At 60.5% G+C, this 13,054-nt stretch carries 13 protein-coding genes and 2 pseudogenes; 7 read left to right on the top strand and 8 right to left on the bottom strand.

Going from position 1 to position 13,054, the window contains the following annotated elements:
- Window positions 1-48 precede the first annotated feature (48 nt).
- Genes JL39_RS01065 through JL39_RS01075 form a run of 3 tightly spaced genes read left to right on the top strand, consistent with a single transcriptional unit; the run spans window position 49 to window position 2,796 of the window.
- Window positions 49-891, top strand: coding sequence for a BtpA/SgcQ family protein (locus tag JL39_RS01065; protein WP_037145993.1), 843 nt, complete (start codon window positions 49-51; stop codon window positions 889-891).
- 1 nt (window position 892) lies between these two features.
- Entirely contained in the window at window positions 893-1,537 is a 645-nt protein-coding gene (locus tag JL39_RS01070) for a TenA family protein (protein WP_037145347.1), read from the top strand.
- 14 nt (window positions 1,538-1,551) lie between these two features.
- Window positions 1,552-2,796 carry a Zn-dependent hydrolase gene (locus JL39_RS01075; RefSeq protein WP_037145349.1) on the top strand — a complete coding sequence of 415 codons (1,245 nt, stop codon included), beginning with the start codon at window positions 1,552-1,554 and terminating at the stop codon, window positions 2,794-2,796.
- Between the two features lie 680 nt (window positions 2,797-3,476).
- Here the strand turns inward: JL39_RS01075 and JL39_RS01080 are convergent.
- Window positions 3,477-4,304: an oxidoreductase gene (locus tag JL39_RS01080; protein ID WP_037145996.1), complete on the bottom strand. Its 828-nt coding sequence runs from the start codon at window positions 4,302-4,304 to the stop codon at window positions 3,477-3,479.
- 97 nt (window positions 4,305-4,401) lie between these two features.
- Here JL39_RS01080 and JL39_RS01085 point away from each other — a divergent pair, with 97 nt between their 5' ends.
- A complete protein-coding gene (locus tag JL39_RS01085) occupies window positions 4,402-5,331 on the top strand; it encodes an AraC family transcriptional regulator (protein ID WP_037145351.1) in 930 nt (309 codons plus the stop codon).
- A 70-nt stretch (window positions 5,332-5,401) separates the two neighbouring features.
- Here the strand turns inward: JL39_RS01085 and JL39_RS01090 are convergent, their stop codons facing one another.
- The 4 genes and pseudogenes from JL39_RS01090 to blh all read right to left on the bottom strand — a co-directional run bounded on the left by JL39_RS01090 (window position 5,402) and on the right by blh (window position 8,002).
- Window positions 5,402-6,199 carry a sulfite exporter TauE/SafE family protein gene (locus tag JL39_RS01090; protein ID WP_037145353.1) on the bottom strand — a complete coding sequence of 266 codons (798 nt, stop codon included), beginning with the start codon at window positions 6,197-6,199 and terminating at the stop codon, window positions 5,402-5,404.
- Between the two features lie 41 nt (window positions 6,200-6,240).
- Window positions 6,241-6,369, bottom strand: a pseudogene (locus JL39_RS32335) (YeeE/YedE family protein); the annotation flags it as partial.
- Complete coding sequence (gene bigR / locus JL39_RS01095; RefSeq protein WP_037145355.1) at window positions 6,366-6,707, bottom strand: sulfite-sensing transcriptional repressor BigR; 342 nt, start codon at window positions 6,705-6,707, stop codon at window positions 6,366-6,368. The gene bigR and the pseudogene JL39_RS32335, both read right to left, overlap by 4 nt.
- On the bottom strand, window positions 6,704-8,002 hold the full coding sequence (gene blh / locus JL39_RS01100) for a bifunctional sulfur transferase/dioxygenase Blh (RefSeq protein WP_037145357.1): 1,299 nt from the start codon (window positions 8,000-8,002) through the stop codon (window positions 6,704-6,706). The genes bigR and blh overlap by 4 nt, the downstream gene beginning before the upstream one ends.
- A gap of 117 nt (window positions 8,003-8,119) precedes the next feature.
- Here blh and JL39_RS01105 point away from each other — a divergent pair, with 117 nt between their 5' ends.
- The 3 genes and pseudogenes from JL39_RS01105 to JL39_RS32340 all read left to right on the top strand — a co-directional run.
- Complete coding sequence (locus tag JL39_RS01105) at window positions 8,120-8,575, top strand: hypothetical protein (RefSeq protein WP_037145359.1); 456 nt, start codon at window positions 8,120-8,122, stop codon at window positions 8,573-8,575.
- The gene (locus JL39_RS01110; protein ID WP_081952637.1) at window positions 8,572-9,378 is read left to right on the top strand and encodes a DUF2243 domain-containing protein; all 807 of its coding nucleotides are present in this window, start codon (window positions 8,572-8,574) and stop codon (window positions 9,376-9,378) included. Before JL39_RS01105 ends, JL39_RS01110 begins: the two co-directional genes overlap by 4 nt.
- Window positions 9,379-9,596: 218 nt before the next feature.
- Window positions 9,597-9,707, top strand: a pseudogene (locus JL39_RS32340) (3-ketoacyl-ACP reductase); the annotation flags it as partial.
- Window positions 9,708-9,737: 30 nt separating this feature from the next.
- Here JL39_RS32340 and JL39_RS01115 read toward each other — a convergent pair.
- The 3 genes from JL39_RS01115 to JL39_RS01125 all read right to left on the bottom strand — a co-directional run bounded on the left by JL39_RS01115 (window position 9,738) and on the right by JL39_RS01125 (window position 12,833).
- The gene (locus tag JL39_RS01115; RefSeq protein WP_037145362.1) at window positions 9,738-9,959 is read right to left on the bottom strand and encodes a DUF982 domain-containing protein; all 222 of its coding nucleotides are present in this window, start codon (window positions 9,957-9,959) and stop codon (window positions 9,738-9,740) included.
- Between the two features lie 265 nt (window positions 9,960-10,224).
- Entirely contained in the window at window positions 10,225-11,733 is a 1,509-nt protein-coding gene (gene adh / locus JL39_RS01120; protein WP_037145363.1) for an aldehyde dehydrogenase, read from the bottom strand.
- A gap of 146 nt (window positions 11,734-11,879) precedes the next feature.
- Window positions 11,880-12,833, bottom strand: a complete 954-nt coding sequence (locus tag JL39_RS01125; protein WP_037145365.1) for a helix-turn-helix domain-containing protein — start codon at window positions 12,831-12,833, stop codon at window positions 11,880-11,882.
- Between the last annotated feature and the right edge of the window lie 221 nt (window positions 12,834-13,054).

The following is a 13,054-nucleotide window of genomic DNA, read 5'->3' on the forward strand; positions in this document are numbered from 1 at the left end:
GGGGCATGAATATTGGCAGGCATGACTGGCCTTCGGAAAGGAATGAAAATGCAGCAGATATCGGATAACAATTCGAGCGCCATAAGGGAAATATTCGGTACTGACAAGGCGCTGATCGGAATGATCCATTGCCTGCCGTTCCCCGGCGCGCCGCGTTACCGCGGGGCAGCAATGGACACGATCTACGACGCCGCGATGGGCGATGCCGAGGCACTGATCGATGGTGGAATGCATGGGCTGATCATCGAAAACCATGGCGACATTCCTTTCTCGAAGCCGGAAAATATCGGCCCGGAAACGTCTGCTTTCATGTCGGTCATCACCGACCGGATCGCCCGCGCGACCGGCATCCCGATCGGCATCAACGTGCTGGCAAACGCGCCGATCCCGGCCTTTGCCATCGCCATGGCGGGTGGTGCGAAATTTATCCGGGTCAACCAGTGGGCCAACGCCTATGTCGCCAACGAAGGCTTCATGGAAGGCCGGGCGGCGGAAGCAATGCGCTATCGCTCCCTCCTTCGCGCCGAACACATCAAGGTTTTCGCGGACAGCCATGTGAAGCATGGCGCCCATGCGATCACCGCCGATCGCACGATCGAGGAACTGACCCGCGATCTCGCCTTCTTCGACGCCGATGCGGTGATCGCCACCGGCCAGCGTACCGGCAATTCGGCGACCATCGAGGAGATCGAGACGATCGGGGCCGCAACCCATCTGCCGCTGCTTGTCGGCTCCGGCGTCACCAAGGACAATATCGTCGAGATTCTCAAGCGCACGAACGGTGTCATTGTCGCGTCCTCGCTGAAGGAAGGCGGCGTCTGGTGGAATCCCGTGGAACTGGCCCGCGTCAAGGCCTTCGTCGAAGCCGCCCGCCCGGCGCTGGAGAGCTGAAATGGCCGAAACCCTGTCCGAGCAGATCCTGAGAGAAAACAAGGCCGTCTTCGACGCAATGATCGGCCATCGCTTCGTCGAAGACATCAAGGCCGACCGCCTGCCGAAGGACGTCTTTGACCGCTACCTTGTTTTTGAAGGTGCCTTCGTCGACACGGCGATCTCGATCTTTGCCTTCGCCGCCGCGAAGGCGAGGACCATCACCCAGAAGCGCTGGCTGGTCGGCGTGCTGGATGCGCTCGCCAACCAGCAGATCGCTTACTTCGAAAAGACCTTTGCCGAGCGCGGCATCGAACCTGAAGGCTTCGATACGTCCATTCCCGAGGTCGCGACCTTCCGCGACGGCATGCTGGAGATCTCCCGTGACGGCGGCTATCTCGACACGGTCGCGGCAATGTTCGCCGCCGAATGGATGTACTGGACCTGGTCGAAGGAGGCGGCTTCTCAGCAGATCAGCGATCCGCTTCTGAAGGAATGGGTGGATCTTCATGCCCATGAGGATTTTGCCGCGCAGGCGCGGTGGCTGAAGGCGGAGCTCGATCATGCAGGCGAGAGGATGAGCCCGGATGAGCGCTCGCGCCTCAGCGGTATCTTCGGCCGGGCGCAGGCGCTCGAGATTGCCTTCCACGACGCTCCCTATTTCTGATCCAGGAGGAACCCATGATCGAAATCGACGGCAGGCGCCTCAACGCCAGGCTCCAGGCCTTCGCTGAGATCGGCGGCACCCGGAAAGGCGGCGTCAACCGGCAGGCGCTGACGGAAGAGGATCGTCGGGCGCGCCGGCTGCTGGCCGAGTTGGCGTGGGCACGGGGCTTTTCGGTCTTCCAGGATCCCATGGCCAACCTGTTCATCCGCCGCGCCGGGCAAGACGAAACGCTCCCGCCGATGCTGATCGGCAGCCATCTCGACAGCCAGCCGGCGGGCGGCCGTTTTGACGGCGCACTCGGCACGCTGTCCGCTTTCGAGGTGCTGGAAAGTCTGGAGGATGCGGGCATCGAGACGGAACGCCCGGTGGTCGTTGTGGCCTGGACCAATGAGGAGGGCTGCCGTTTTGCGCCGGGCTGCATGGGGTCCATGGCCTTCGCTGCCGGCGAGATACCGGCGGAATGGCAGCAGAAGCTCGCGACCGATGGCGCCGCCTTCGCTAGAGAATTGAAGGCGACGATCGAAAGCCTGCCGCGGGCGCAGATGCTTCCTTTGGGCTTTCCCGTCCATGCCTATCTCGAAGTCCATATCGAACAGGGACCGTCGCTGGAAGCGGGCGGCATTTCCATTGGGGTGGTGACCGGGATCCAGGGCACACGTTGGCTGAACGTCGAAATTACCGGTCAGACGGCGCATGCCGGAACCACCGGATTGGCTTATCGGTGCGATCCGTTGCGCGCTCTGACCACCGCGCTTTCCGGTCTCTACGAGACGATCATGCCTTCGGACCCGGATGCTCGCTTCACCATCGGCCGCATTTCGGTCGAGCCCGGCTCGGTGAACGCGATTCCGGACAAGGCTTGCTGCACCGTGGATATCCGGCATCCTGATCCGGCCCGGCTGGACGAGTTCGAACGCTCGATAGCATCGAGCGTCACGACGGAAGCAGAGCGCCAGCGCTGCACGGTTACGATCTCGCGATCTTTCGATATGCCGCCCTGCACCTTTGCCGCCGACCTGCAGCAGGTAGTCGAACGGGCCGCTGCCGAAAGAGGCCTCGAAAGCATGAACATGTTGTCGGGCGCCTTTCACGACGCTTTGTTCGTCAACCGCGTCGCGCCGTCGGCGATGATATTTGTTCCGTGTCGCGACGGTTTGAGCCACAACGAGGCGGAACACGTCGAACCTGAGCATATCATTGCCGGCTGCCAGGTGCTGGCTCAGGCGACGCTGCTCCTGGTCTCCGACCCAGGCTCCTGATGCTGCTTTTGCAACAGAGTTGAAATACTCTCGGTTGGCGTCTGTTGTTTTCGACTTTCTCGATGGGACGATTCTCAAAGCAGCAACCACGGAGGAAATCAGGAAGCCGAGGGGAGCCCTCGGCTTCTGGTGGTCGACCATATCTGCATCGACTATCTGTGCCAGGCACCCGTCCTGTCCCATCGCCGCCTTACCTCCAGTCGCGCCAATGCCGCTCCCGCCAGCTGTGCTCCCGCCACTGGCGACGCGGATGGTGACCATGATGCCAGCCTCGCGGGCGATCCCATCCGTAGTGACGACGTGGCTGTGAGCGCCAACGGTTCGGCCTGCATTCGCCCCAGCGGTTCAAGTGATATCCACGGCCACATGCCCAATCGACACTGACCACAGGCGATGCCGCTGGCGCCCTCACATGTCCTATGGGCATCGCGTTCGTGGCCGTCCCGATGAGGGAGCCTGCAATCATGACAGCAGTGATGATGATGATACGCATATGTCTGCCTCCTATTGGATGGAGACATTTCGCGCCAGGACCGCTGAATGGCGGCTGAATCGGGCGTTCATCTCGGAGCTAACTGGTTTTGCGCCGGCGCAACCGCCGCTATCAGGCGAGCCGTTTAGGCTGGAATGTGCCTCGCAGGCACTTGAACTGCACTTGTTCTTAGGCGACAGGAAGCGTTTCAGCCGTCGGTCGATATCGTGATCGACTTCCAGGTATCGATTTCGTTCTGAAGCCGCTGTATTCTCTCAGATACGAGCTCGAGGGCGTCGCTGCCGAGCAGGAGTTGCGGCGGCGGTGCATCAGATTCGATCAGCCTCAGAACGGCCTCTGCGAGCTTGCCGGGATCGCCGAGTTGTTTGCCGCTTTTGGCTTGACGTGCCTCGCGGATCGGATTGAAGAGCTTATCATACTCCGCAATCGAACGTTCTGTCCGGACCATCGAGCGCCCGGCCCAGTCCGTGCGGAATGAGCCCGGGCAAAGCGCCGTGACATGGACGCCAAACTGCGCCATTTCCGAGCGCATGACCTCAGAGATACCCTGTAGGGCGAATTTACTGCCACAGTAGTAGGCGATACCGGGCATGGTGATCATGCCGCCCATGGAGGTTACATTGACTATGAAGCCGCGGCGTCTTTCCCGGAATCTCGGCAGAAAGGCTTTGGCGACCGCAACAGCGCCGAAGGCATTGACATCAAACTGCCGTCGCATCTCTTCGAGCGGCGATTCTTCGAGAACACCTTCGTGACCATAGCCGGCGTTGTTGATCAGAACATCCACCGGTCCATGGTCTTTCTCCACCTGATCGACCACGCCGGATATCTTGTCGAACTCCGTCACATCCAACTCGACGGGAATTAGCGAAGGCAAGCTTTCGGCGAGGCTCGTGCGCGCGGCATTTGAACGAGCGGCGCCGATGACGGCGTGGCCAGCCGTGCTGGCAGCCGTAGCGATCGCGAGGCCGAAACCGGAATTGGCGCCGGTAATGAAGAAGGTCTTTTTTGACATCATGCGAACTCTCTTCTTGATTAATGAAGTTCTTGACAATTAATATCCACGACTGTGCAGTTCGACTGCAAATCCTCTGAACATCTTGCCAAATCCTATGATCCCGCTCGGCAAACAATCATCACATGCAGCCCTGCTGGATCTCGCCTCCCGACTTGCGCCGCAGCAGGGATACAACCCTACTGGCCTCCGGGAGGTGAGGCTGCTGAGGACGGAGGCAGTCCTGCGCGACATCCCTGTCCTCTACAAGCCAGGGGCGGTCTTCGTGCTGCAGGGGCGCAAGCAGGGAATCCTCGACGACGAGGTCCTGGTCTATGACGAGGAGCACTATCTGGCAGTTTCGGTGCCGGTGCCATTTCGCATGGAGTCTGTAGCGACCACTGAGCGGCCGCTGCTCGCGATCTATGTCGAATTCGACATGCAACTCGCGGCTGAACTGGCCTCGGCAGCTGCCGGCTGGGGCTTCAGCGCGGGACTGAAAAGAGCGAGGGCACTTGTATCCAGCAGGATGGACGCTTGCATGGAGGATGTGCTCCTGCGTCTGCTGTCGGCACTTTGCGACCCCATGGAAACCGCGATTGTCGGTGCAGGCATACTGCGCGAACTGCATTACCGGGTGCTGACCGGCCCGCAGGGAGATGCGATGCTCAATGCTCTGGAAAAAGACAGTGCCTCGGGGAGGATTGTGCAGAGCCTCGTCCGCTTGCGCGACACCTATAATGCAGAAATCTCGGTGCCGGCACTCGCCGCAGAAGCCGCAATGAGCGTACCTTCCTACCATGCACATTTCAGGGCGCTCACCGGTAGCAGCCCGATGCAATACGTCAAGGCTATCCGTCTGCATGAAGCGCGGTTGATGCTGGCGCGTGGTGAGAAGACGATTGCGCAGGTGGCGCTCTCTGTCGGCTATGTCAGCCCTGCGCAGTTCAGCCGCGACTTCAGGCGATATTTCGGGCGCACGGCCTCGGAAGAGGTGAAATGGGTCCGTGAGCATATCGGTGAACTTGCCACGGGCCCTCCGGCATGAAGGCGGCTATCTGACCGTCATAAAGCCGGCGCCGCGGAAACAGAAACGCGTCCTGCATTGCCCTGCGCACTCAGCCAGTCATCAACGTCCCCCAGTTCCGATACAGGATGTAAGCCGCGACCACAAAGATAAGGGCTGCGAACAGGCGGTTGAGGATGTTCTTGTAGGCGCTGAGCCGCGTGGCGAGCAGCATGCCGAGCACGCCGCCGATGATGCCGCCGCCGATGAATTCGGTCGCGAGCCACCAGTCAATCAGGCCCGAGCTGGCATAGTTGAGTGCGGTCGCCAGTCCGAATGCACCGACGGAAAGGAGCGAGGTGCCGATCGCGTTGATCATCGGCATGCCCGTTGCCAGCATGAGGCCGGGAACGATCAGGAAGCCCCCGCCGATGCCGAAGAACCCGGAGGCAGCGCCGGCTGTGAGTGCCACGGCCGCTGTTGTGAGGCACATCCTGAGGTCCACCGGGCGACAGTCGACTGCCACGGCCTTCCTGGGCTTCAGCATCAGGACTCCGACGACAACCATCAGGATGCCGAACATGAAGATCAGGCGGTCTCCGTCGATCGCCTTGCCGAGGCTGGAGCCGGCAAGGGCGCCGACAACGCCGAGCGCGGAGAAGACGGCGGCGCAGCGCCACCAGACGTGGCCCTTGATCGCGTGGCTTGCAAAGTTCGCGAAGGCACTCACCGAGACCGCAAGCGCACCCGTGCCGATGGCGACATGCGGTTGCGTCACGCCGACGACGTAGAGGAGCAGCGGCGTTGCCAGAATGGACCCGCCGCCGCCGAGCAGGCCGAGCATGAAGCCGACGACCCCGCCCGAACCGACCGCCGCGAGGATGGTGCTGCTTATGACCATCTGATCCATACTCTGTCAGCCGCCGGGCAGGGACAGACGCCGCCGATCCATCCGATCCGCTGGGCAAGATGCCCGACGATGCCCCTGATGCCGGCCACGCGGCTGTTCAGAAGCTGAAGCCTGACCGCAGAGGTGCCAATCAGCATGCCGTCACTCAATGATGAGAGATATGTGCTCACTTGTATTCATTCACGCAGTAGATGTCATAGAGGGCTGCGACCAGTTGCGCGGCCTTTTCTTCCGTCAGGCGATAGAAGATCTGTTTGCCCTCCCGCCGCGTCTCGACGATGCCGGAACCGCGCAGCACGGTCAGGTGCTGCGACAGATGCGGCTGATGGACGTCGACCTTCTCTTCCAGCTCGCCGACCGAATACTCGCCTTCCACCAGAGTGCAGACGATCACCAGACGTGCCGGATGGGACAGTGTCTTCAAGAGGTTCGCGACCTCCCCGGCGCGCCTGGCAAGGTCGGCGGGGGATGGCCCCGCCTTCAGCATGTCGTTTATCGGGGCGCTCATTCCCAAGCCGCTCCCTGCAAAGCATCCAGCGGAAACTTGAGGTAGCGCTTGCCATTGCTCTCCGGTTCCGGCAGGCGACCGCCGCGGATATTTACCTGCAAGGCGTGCAGGATGAGCTTCGGCATCGGCAGGGTCTTGTCGCGCTTGGTGCGCAATGCCACGAACGCCTCCTCCGTCACACCGGCGACGTGCGGATTGGATTTCTTCTGCTCTGCTACCGTGCTCTCCCATCGCGGTGCGCGGCCATCGGGCTGGTAGTCGTGGCCCGTGAATATCCGGGTTTCGTCCGGAAGCGCCAGGATGTCCTGGATCGACTTCCACAGTATTCGCGCATCGCCACCGGGAAAATCGGCTCGCGCCGTGCCGCTGTCGGGCATGAAGAGCGTGTCGTGCACGAAGGCTGCGTCGCCGATCACGTAGGTGATCGATGCAAGCGTATGTCCAGGCGAAAACAGCACCTTCGCGTCGATCGAGCCGACCTTGAAGGCTTCACCATGGGAAAACAGCCGGTCCCATTGCGAACCATCCGTCACCAGTTCCGGCCAGTTGTAGATGCCCTTCCAGAGCTTCTGCACATCCACGACGCGCTCGCCGATCGCCGTTCGGGCGCCGGTCTTATCCTTCAGGTATTGAGCCGCCGAGAAGTGGTCGGCATGTGGATGCGTGTCGAGGATCCATTCGACCGTAAGATTGTTGTCGCGGACGTAGTCCAGGATCGCATCGGCATTGGTGGTCGCCGTCGCTCCCGCCTTCTCGTCGAAATCCAGAACCGGATCGATGATCGCGCACTTGCCGGTGGCCGGATCGGACACGACGTACTGGACACTCCACGTGCGCCTGTCGAAGAAGCCTTTCACCTGCGGGCGTCGGGCGGCATGCTTCTCGAGCCAGGCGGCAGCGGCGCTGGTATTGAAACCGCGGCTGCGTCCGAACTCGACGACCTCGCCGGCCGACATGCGACCGTCAAGCACCTCACCGACCAGGTAAAGGTTGAGCGAGCGCGTGCCGCTCTTGCAGTGAGCTAGCACAGGTCCGTCCGATTCGTCGATCACCCTTTGGACGGCACGCACGTCGGCTTCGGTGATCGTATCGGCCGTGACCGGGATGAAGGCGTAGGAGAGGCCGCAGTGTTTCGCCTCCTGCTGTTCGGCTTGATTGCCTGGCTGGCCAGGCTCTTCGCGTTCCGGGCGGTTGTTGATGAGCGTCAGGAAGCCCTGATCCCGAAATGATTGAATCTCCGCGAGGCTGGGCTGGGCGGCGACCGACAGCTTTTTCGAGATCTCGATGGCAGACATGAGTGGCTCCTTGGCTAAGATGACTATACATTATAACATATTGTATAATGTTATTCTTTCAAGAGTGACTTGGAACTTTGGGCACTTTCCCTGGTTGTTGGGCGAAGGAGAAAGGCCATGGCTACGACCACCGCCAATCGGGTCAGCACCCAGACTTCCGACGAGATCAACCGTCGCCTGCGCCGCGAGATGCAAGACAGGCTTGCCTATTACGAAGTTCATCCTGACCAGATCGAATCCCGGCTGGCGGAACTGGATCGAGAGTGGGACATCGAACGAACACTCGAGGCGAATGCCTCCTCATTGGCCTTCACCGGAACTGTATTGGCAGCCACGGTAGACCGCCGCTGGCTGACGCTCCCCGTTGTCGTGACGGGATTCCTGTTCCAGCACGCGGTTCAGGGCTGGTGTCCGCCGCTGCCGATCCTGCGCCGGCTGGGTTTCCGGACAGCTGAGGAGATCAATCAGGAACGGTATGCACTAAAGGCGCTCAGAGGTGATTTCGAAGCCCATGGCGGCAATAAGCTAGATGCGGTGCTTCGAGCCATCGGCATCAGACGAGGCAGCGCATGACGCCGGCGTCCATCGGTCTGGAAGAAACTGATGATCGCGGCTTCCCCGCGGCATTGATCTGGTCAGGATATGCACTGGGCTTTGGACTGGGTGGGTTCTTCGATGGAATACTGCTGCACCAGATCCTGCAATGGCATCATCTCCTGAGCGGCATCGAGGAGGCGCGCCAGGACATCCGGGTGCTGATCCTGGCGGACGGACTTTTCCACGCCCTGATGTATGTCATCGCCGCGGCCGGGCTGTGGCTGCTGTGGCGGTCGCGGCACGCCTTCGCTTCCGGCGGAGCAGGCAAACTGCTGTTCGCGAACGCATTGATCGGTTTCGGCGCCTGGCACGTCCTCGACAGTGTCTTGTCTCACTGGATACTCGGAATCCACAGGATCCGGATGGACGTCGAGAACCAGTTGTTCTGGGATCTCCTGTGGTTCGCCGTGTTCGGGCTCGTGCCTCTGGCGCTTGGGATGCTGATGCGCAGGAACAGCAAAGGAGACGGTGGGCGCCGTATCCCGAAAGGACCGGCGGCACTTGTTATAGCGGTATCCATTGCAGGCCCTCTTGCGGCGCTACCCGCTCCGAACGACGGAACCGTCATGATCGTGTTTGGTCCCGGCACCACCGCCGCACGGGCCATGCAAGGCCTTGAGGCAAGTCGCGGCCGCCTGCTGTGGTCCGATGCGTCCGAGACCGTATGGGCCGTCGACATATCCAGCGGAGGGGATGCGAAGCAGTTTTACGATCATGGCGCGCTCCTGATCAGCAATTCGATCCTGCCAGCGGGATGCTTCAACTGGACGCGGGTCTGAGACCGTCAAAGCGGAAAGCAGGCTCTTGCTATAAAGCATCGGCCGCCTCTCTCGAACGTCAGGCTGCCCCCGAGACGTTCGAGCGCAATTGCTTCGGGTGACCGAGTTCTACTTGTCCGCGTCCATATCGGCGAAGCGGGCCTCCGTGTTCGACTTCATTGCCGCCTGCCGGTCAGAATGCCAGCCCGGACCGAAGCCTATCCGCACGGTGAGGTATTCTCGCGGTCAATCTCAAAGGCACGTTCGATGGCCTCCGGGAGGCTGCCAGACGGTTGCGTGACGGAGGCCGCGTCGTCAATTTATCGAGCAGCGTCGTCGGTCTCTACCGATGGTAGGAGGATTATCCTTCGGCTACTGGTCTAATTGAGCTGCGCGGACTTCAACGCCGCTTCAAACTTTTCGCGCGCCTCGTCAGGTGATTGTCGTCCATCCAACGCCGCAAGGATTGCGTTTTCCGCAATTGCGAAGTCGCGGTCCTTCAGGTGAGGCCAGTCGGATATCATGAAGTTGTGCGCTTCGAGCGGCCCGAATATCAAATGGCCACCGGCGCGGACAGGTTTGTCCCATCTCAGCGTCAGCATTGTCGTTCCTCCTTCCCTGGAAATAGCGCTTGCGCTCGGAAAGGCAATGAGGCGACTGTCCGAGAAAACGAAACGCTTAATCATAAGGGATTTTCAAGTCGCCAATGACGCTGGCAAAATGCCTGCCGAATTTCCCGGCCCGTAGGCGGATTGCCTGGTGCGAATGACGATGGCCGCCTGTTGCCTTGCCCAGCCTTCTTATGGGAAGACTGGGCACAACCGGGAGCTCCCGACATCCCCGGAAGCCGAGCGGTTTCTTGAAAAATCAGAAGAAACCGAGTGGCTTGGGATCGTAGCTCACCAGCATGTTCTTGGTTTGCTGGTAGTGGTCGAGCATCATCTTGTGCGTTTCGCGACCGATGCCGGATTGCTTATAGCCGCCGAAGGCGGCATGCGCCGGATAGGCATGGTAGCAGTTCGTCCAGACGCGCCCTGCCTGGATCTCGCGCCCGAAGTGATAGGCTCTCATCCCGTCGCGCGTCCACACACCGGCGCCAAGGCCATACTGCGTGTCATTGGCGATTTCGAGCGCCTCCTTCTCGTCCCTGAAGGTCGTGACGGAGACCACCGGACCGAAGATCTCCTCCTGAAAGATGCGCATCTTGTTGTGACCCCGGAAAATGGTGGGCTTCACGTAATAGCCGTTCGAAAGCTCTCCGCCGAGATCGTTACGCGCGCCACCGGTCAAAACCTCGGCACCTTCCTGCCTGCCGATGTCGAGATAGGAGAGGATCTTTTCGAGTTGTTCGTGAGAAGCTTGCGCTCCGAGCATTGTCGAGGGATCGAGGGGATTGCCCTGCTTGATCGCGTCAACGCGCTTGATCGCCTTTTCCATGAAGCGATCGTAGATCGATTCCTGAATGAGCGCACGGCTCGGGCAAGTGCAGACCTCACCCTGGTTCAGCGCGAACATCGCAAAACCTTCCAGCGCCTTGTCGAGGAAATCGTCGTCTTCGGCCATCACGTCGGCGAAGAAGATATTGGGCGATTTGCCGCCGAGTTCGAGCGTTACCGGGATCAGGTTCTGGCTTGCATATTGCATGATGAGCCGTCCGGTGGAGGTTTCGCCCGTGAAGGCGATCTTGGCGATCCGGTTGCTCGTGGCAAGCGGTTTGCCGGCTTCGAGGCCGAAGCCGTTGACGATGTTAAGCACACCGGCCGGCAGGAGGTCGCCGACGATTTCTGCCCAGACAAGGATGGAAGCCGGCGTCTGCTCGGCCGGTTTGATGATGACGCAATTGCCGGCGGCAAGTGCCGGAGCAAGCTTCCAGGCCGCCATCAGGATCGGGAAATTCCACGGGATGATCTGCCCGACGACACCCAAAGGCTCATGGAAATGATAAGCGACGGTATCGTGGTCGATCTCGCCGATCGATCCTTCCTGGGCGCGGATGCAGGAGGCGAAGTAGCGGAAGTGATCGATTGCCAGCGGGATGTCGGCAGCCATCGTCTCGCGGATCGGCTTGCCGTTATCCCAGCTCTCGGCCTGGGCAAGCACCTCCAGTTTATCTTCCATCCGCTGCGCGACCTTCATCAAGATATTGGCGCGCTCGGTGGTCGAGGTTCGGCCCCATTTGTCCTTTGCGGCATGCGCGGCGTCGAGCGCGGCCTCGATATCCCTCTCGTCGGATCGCGGTATTTCGCAGATCTTGCCGCCGGTAACCGGCGTGATGTTATCGAAATACCGGCCGCCGACCGGCTCACGCCATTCGCCGCCGATATAGTTGCCGTATTTGAGCTTGAACGGAGATTCGATAATTTTCTGATGCAGCATCTGATCCTCCCGGAATAGCCAGGTTCACGACGAACCTGAGGGGGAAACTGCCCATCTTCTGACCCGGATGACAGAGCCGCTGCGTCATACCGCATTGCACAGTGTCGCAAATCTGCGACACATCCGGCCTGCCAGATTCCTTTGCATCAGTGCAATCCGAGCTTCTTGATCTTGCGGTGCAATGTCGCCCGGCTCATGCCGAGAGATATTGCTGCCTGCGAGACATTGCCGTTGGTGCGCGACAGCGCTCTCAGAAGAGCCGCGCGTTCCGCTCCCCGCAAGCCTTCCTGTTCCGAATTGGCCTCTTCATCGAGGAGGTCCGATGCGGGCATACCGCCGGCAATCCGCTGGTCGTCGATATCGAGTGCCAGACGTGCCGCCCTTGTCGCACCGATCACCATGTCATTCCCATCCACCGCGAGCAATGCAGAGACTGCGCTACTCTCCGTCGGCACCACGATGAAACGCGCGGCTGCGAACGCACTGCAAAACAACTGCAGTTCGATCCGCATGGCGGCTTCGCGGACAGTCTGCGAGATGATCGAAAGGGTGATCTCATTGATGTCGTCGCGGCAGGTCGAAACATCCAGCGCTCCAACAAGCTGCGCGCGATGATCGCGGATCGGCGCGGTCGTGCAGCTCAGATTGGTGGTGGACGCGAAGAAATGCTGATCACGGATGATGGAAACGGAACGTTCGTCGGCAATTGCCGTGCCGATCCCGTTTGTGCCGATGCTGGCTTCGGACCAAATGGAGCCGGTCCATAGACCGATGTCGTGGAAATCCTTGTCGTCTCCCGCCACCCCGCGCCGCTCGAGTGCGATGCCGCCACGATCGGTCAGCAGCAGGCAGCAGCCAGCCCTGCCGACCGTTTGAAAGAGGAGATCGAGTTCCCCGGTGGCATGGGCGACCAATTTGCCGGATCGCTCACGCGCCAACCGGAGTTCCTCCTCCGTCAGCCGGATGGGCAGCCGTTTCTCCTCCGGCGAAAGACGGTGCATGGTCATGCAGCGTCGCCACGATGCCACGACCCGGGAACTCGCGGCTGCGGACTGCGCGGATGCGTAGACCTGATTTGCATGCGTGACATGCTGGTTCATTGGCTCCTCCCGCAGAACATGACCGATTGTCCCGTGAAAAAGATCATGCCGCAACTGCGCCGAAGGTCTAATGCGATTTGCCGTTTCTCAAGAATGGAAAGCGAGCATTCGCAGCCGAGCACACGAAGCGCTCGCCGAACATCTCCGCGGCTTTGTGGTTACAAATCGCAACGCCTGCCCAATGTTTGTGCATTAAGGGGGTGTGAAAAATTTTAGGGCGT

It is taken from the genome of Rhizobium sp. YS-1r, from assembly GCF_000757525.1.
In the GTDB taxonomy this organism is placed as follows: domain Bacteria; phylum Pseudomonadota; class Alphaproteobacteria; order Rhizobiales; family Rhizobiaceae; genus Neorhizobium; species Neorhizobium petrolearium.

Excerpts from the sequence above, each read along its gene's own strand:
- JL39_RS01065 (WP_037145993.1), top strand. The coding sequence starts at position 49 with ATGCAGCAGATATCGGATAACAATTCGAGCGCCATAAGGGAAATATTC.
- JL39_RS01070 (WP_037145347.1), top strand. The coding sequence starts at position 893 with ATGGCCGAAACCCTGTCCGAGCAGATCCTGAGAGAAAACAAGGCCGTC.
- JL39_RS01075 (WP_037145349.1), top strand. The coding sequence starts at position 1,552 with ATGATCGAAATCGACGGCAGGCGCCTCAACGCCAGGCTCCAGGCCTTC.
- JL39_RS01080 (WP_037145996.1), bottom strand. The coding sequence starts at position 4,304 with ATGTCAAAAAAGACCTTCTTCATTACCGGCGCCAATTCCGGTTTCGGC.
- JL39_RS01085 (WP_037145351.1), top strand. The coding sequence starts at position 4,402 with ATGATCCCGCTCGGCAAACAATCATCACATGCAGCCCTGCTGGATCTC.
- JL39_RS01090 (WP_037145353.1), bottom strand. The coding sequence starts at position 6,199 with ATGGATCAGATGGTCATAAGCAGCACCATCCTCGCGGCGGTCGGTTCG.
- bigR (WP_037145355.1), bottom strand. The coding sequence starts at position 6,707 with ATGAGCGCCCCGATAAACGACATGCTGAAGGCGGGGCCATCCCCCGCC.
- blh (WP_037145357.1), bottom strand. The coding sequence starts at position 8,002 with ATGTCTGCCATCGAGATCTCGAAAAAGCTGTCGGTCGCCGCCCAGCCC.
- JL39_RS01105 (WP_037145359.1), top strand. The coding sequence starts at position 8,120 with ATGGCTACGACCACCGCCAATCGGGTCAGCACCCAGACTTCCGACGAG.
- JL39_RS01110 (WP_081952637.1), top strand. The coding sequence starts at position 8,572 with ATGACGCCGGCGTCCATCGGTCTGGAAGAAACTGATGATCGCGGCTTC.
- JL39_RS01115 (WP_037145362.1), bottom strand. The coding sequence starts at position 9,959 with ATGCTGACGCTGAGATGGGACAAACCTGTCCGCGCCGGTGGCCATTTG.
- adh (WP_037145363.1), bottom strand. The coding sequence starts at position 11,733 with ATGCTGCATCAGAAAATTATCGAATCTCCGTTCAAGCTCAAATACGGC.
- JL39_RS01125 (WP_037145365.1), bottom strand. The coding sequence starts at position 12,833 with ATGAACCAGCATGTCACGCATGCAAATCAGGTCTACGCATCCGCGCAG.